The sequence below is a fragment of the Paenibacillus sp. E194 genome, from assembly GCF_000935845.1.
Lineage (GTDB): Bacteria > Bacillota > Bacilli > Paenibacillales > Paenibacillaceae > Paenibacillus_B > Paenibacillus_B alvei_B.
Genome location: NZ_JMDX01000403.1, coordinates 1 through 3,106, shown reverse-complemented (window position 1 = coordinate 3,106; position 3,106 = coordinate 1). Strand labels below are relative to the sequence as shown.

General features: G+C 44.8%; 3 protein-coding genes and 1 pseudogene. 1 reads left to right on the top strand and 3 read right to left on the bottom strand.

Annotated features, from left to right (window positions below; genetic code table 11):
* Window positions 1-81: 81 nt before the first annotated feature.
* Genes AZ66_RS28145 through AZ66_RS28135 form a run of 3 tightly spaced genes read right to left on the bottom strand, consistent with a single transcriptional unit; the run spans window position 82 to window position 2,538 of the window.
* Window positions 82-1,089 carry an alpha/beta hydrolase family protein gene (locus AZ66_RS28145; protein WP_044357953.1) on the bottom strand — a complete coding sequence of 336 codons (1,008 nt, stop codon included), beginning with the start codon at window positions 1,087-1,089 and terminating at the stop codon, window positions 82-84.
* 29 nt (window positions 1,090-1,118) lie between these two features.
* Window positions 1,119-1,751 carry a GNAT family N-acetyltransferase gene (locus AZ66_RS28140; RefSeq protein WP_044357952.1) on the bottom strand — a complete coding sequence of 211 codons (633 nt, stop codon included), beginning with the start codon at window positions 1,749-1,751 and terminating at the stop codon, window positions 1,119-1,121.
* Window positions 1,726-2,538, bottom strand: coding sequence for a helix-turn-helix domain-containing protein (locus tag AZ66_RS28135; RefSeq protein ID WP_044357951.1), 813 nt, complete (start codon window positions 2,536-2,538; stop codon window positions 1,726-1,728). The genes AZ66_RS28140 and AZ66_RS28135 overlap by 26 nt, the downstream gene beginning before the upstream one ends.
* 379 nt (window positions 2,539-2,917) lie before the next feature.
* Between AZ66_RS28135 and AZ66_RS28130 the strand changes: the two are divergent.
* Window positions 2,918-3,106: pseudogene (locus tag AZ66_RS28130) on the top strand (hypothetical protein); the annotation flags it as partial.

The following is a 3,106-nucleotide window of genomic DNA, read 5'->3' as shown; positions in this document are numbered from 1 at the left end:
AGGAAAGAATGATTCGTTCGATCAGTCAATAAAATCCAATAGGGCGGGACAACCCCACCCCATCTATATCTGGGCATGATGTTATGTAGGAAGTTTCCTCAGAAACTTCTCGATTGCATCCATATAACCCGGTATCGTGATTTGTCTGGGAGCGAACAGACTAATGAGCGTTGCACGTAGATTCGAGTTCACCGTCTGCTTGCTGAGCATCGAGTGATCAGCATCAGGGAAGACAGTAACGTTCAACAATTCAGGCTTAACGATCTCACGGTAGACCCGCTCTGTATCCTTCACATCGACATTTATATCCTCTTCACCGAGAATCAGCAGAACAGGCGAGTTGAAGTTGTGAAGATCGTCGGTGGAGTCCGACATCACATTTTTGCCAGCAAATATCCATCTGTCTCTCGACATCAAGCTATTTTCACGTGCGATTTTGACATACTCTTCATAGGTGGCATGTTTCTCTAACAACTGTCGCACTTGTCGGTTATAGGCCAGTTTATCTTGAATCTCTGCTTCCGATTTTCCATCAGCCAGCATTTCACTACGTGTATTGTATTCACCTTGACTAATCCAGTTGATTGCAGGGGATAGAAGAAGGCTAAACGCGAGCTGTTCCTGCTTGGCAAGCTTCGGAATAACCCAGCCCGCTTGACTCGCTCCCCATACCCCAATCTGCTTCTCGTCGATCATCGGCTGCTCTTTTGCCCAGGCAATCGCCTGACGAGCTTCTTCCACTCGATCATCTATGCTTTGATGCTCCCAATTGCCTTCCGAACCGTTAATGCCTCTTTTGTTAAGTGACAAAGAAGCATACCCAAGGGAAGCAAGCCGCTCCCATAGAGGCTTATATCCGTCCTCATGCGTAGCGTCAATAGGGCCGTCCCCATGAATGAACAATACAAGTCCAAGTTTATTCGTGTAGTTCTTAGGCAGTACGAAGCTGCCTGTTAATTTGCCTTGAGGCGTCTGGATTTCAACAGTCTGTTCATCTATGTCAAAGTTGTGTTGATTCAAAATATACAGTCCAGCACCGCCAAAAATCAGAACAATCATGATTAAGGATATCGCTAGTTTCTTTTTCATCTACTATTCTCCTTGTGTAGCTCTCAGCTCTAGGTCTTCAATTTTCGAGTCATATAATTCCATTTTCCTTCATTGAAGAAGAAGTGACGCAGAATACTATATTCTTGTATATGGGTAGAGAAGGATAACTGCTCATACAGCTGTTTTGCCCGTGGATTCGTACCTGCGACATGCAAGCTTAGTATGCTCAGGCTTGGTTCTGCTAGCGCAAAATGCTGCACCCATTCCAACAGCAATCTTCCAATTCCCTTGCTTCGATGATCGGGGTGGACAGCCACGTCAGCAATATAACATTCCTCAGCTAACGGCTTATGCTCTAGTAGGGACAATCCGATCACCAGTTTAAGAAATGCCCATTTTCCAATGAAATGATAATCCTTCCACGAAGGAAGATTGCTCGTTGCCTGTTGAACTTCTGCATTCGCACTCCATTTGATCGATAGAGTTCCGATCACTTCTCCCGCTTGCAGCGCAACAACTCTCAAGCTTGCTGGTTCAGCAGGAAAGGAATCCAGCATTTTCTCGAAAAAAAGAGCAAGATTCTCCTCACTCAAGTTCGTAAGGTGCTGGAATTTCCCGCGGAACCCGTGGACGAGCAATCGGGCAACGTCGGCATTGTACTTGGGCTGCATCGGTTCAATCGTTATCCGCGCCACAGTCATGATCATTGCCTCCTTCAGAATTGGCAGTTGACTCTATCAAGATTTGCAGCTCGTAGTGCAGCTTGTTGTTGCTGAACAGAGACAAATACGATTTCTCAATGACGATCAAAGATCCCAAAATAACATAAGATTGCGCAGCGGCATATTCATAGAACTGTTCTACGACTTGATCAAGCTCATCGACTTCTTGAATGGCGCACTGCATCGACAGGTAATCTCCCTCCGGCACAGAAAAATCGCCAGGGGCTTGCGTCTCCAGACACAAGGTGCTCAGACTAGAACCATCATCGATGTAGTGAATATCCATCTCGAATAAGTTTGGAATAGATTTCTGCTGCTCCACCAATTGTTTGGCAGTAAGCTTTGTCTGGGGATACATCTCGATCCACCGTGTGAAATACCTAGGTTCTCGCCGCTTGACTTGATATGTGCTGGTCGAGTTCTTTACGTTCTGCTGTTCGTGCAGCACCTTTTGGATGAACTGTTGGAGTTCCCTAAGACGCTGCATTTCCGCTTCGATATCTTGCAGGGATGAATGAAGCAGCTGTCGGTATTGAGCTCCAGAATAAGAGGTCATGCATTCCTTAATGGATGAGACAGGCACTTCCAGCTTGCGTAGCAGCAGAATATGCGCCAGCTGGTATACTTGCTCTATGTCGTACATGCGATACTGGTTGTTATCTGTGTAGCTCGGTTGAAGTACGCCTTTCTCTTCAAAATACCGGATTTGATGAACTGACACATTCATCAGCTTTGCTAGTTCACTAATCGTAATTTCACTCTTCATCACGTCCACTCCTAGGGGGGATTCTTGGAATATCTCAACGATACACCTTAGGTCTGACCTAAGGTCAAGTGTTTGTTTGCAGATTTATTTTATATAACAGAAGTGGATGTGTCTTTTGATCTAATGGCCGCATCACCATTTATAAGGAACAAAGACGCAAACAAGTAGGACTAATGTATCGTTCCCTAAATACTAGTGGGCTGTAAGGTTGATTGCTATCTTCCTTACCCCGTATACTATCCATAATCAGGAATGGAATCCCTTCCTTCTACTTGATCTATCAAAGGAACATAGGACTCCGATCTCCTGATATTTATTTGTATTTTGCATGAAAATGACGGGATTGTTACTATGGATTAGCGAGAAGGGAAATGTACAGATGGATAAACAGTCATACGCGAGATATTTACTCCAGCTTATGGATGAAGAAGTAGAATCCGATGATGCAGTCATTGAAGATAACGAGCTGTATGGATATTTTCAAATGTATATGCCAAGCGGTGAAGGGGTAGAGGCTACCTTTGCACCGCTGAAAGATGGAGACGCCTATTTACACGCGGATTGTACA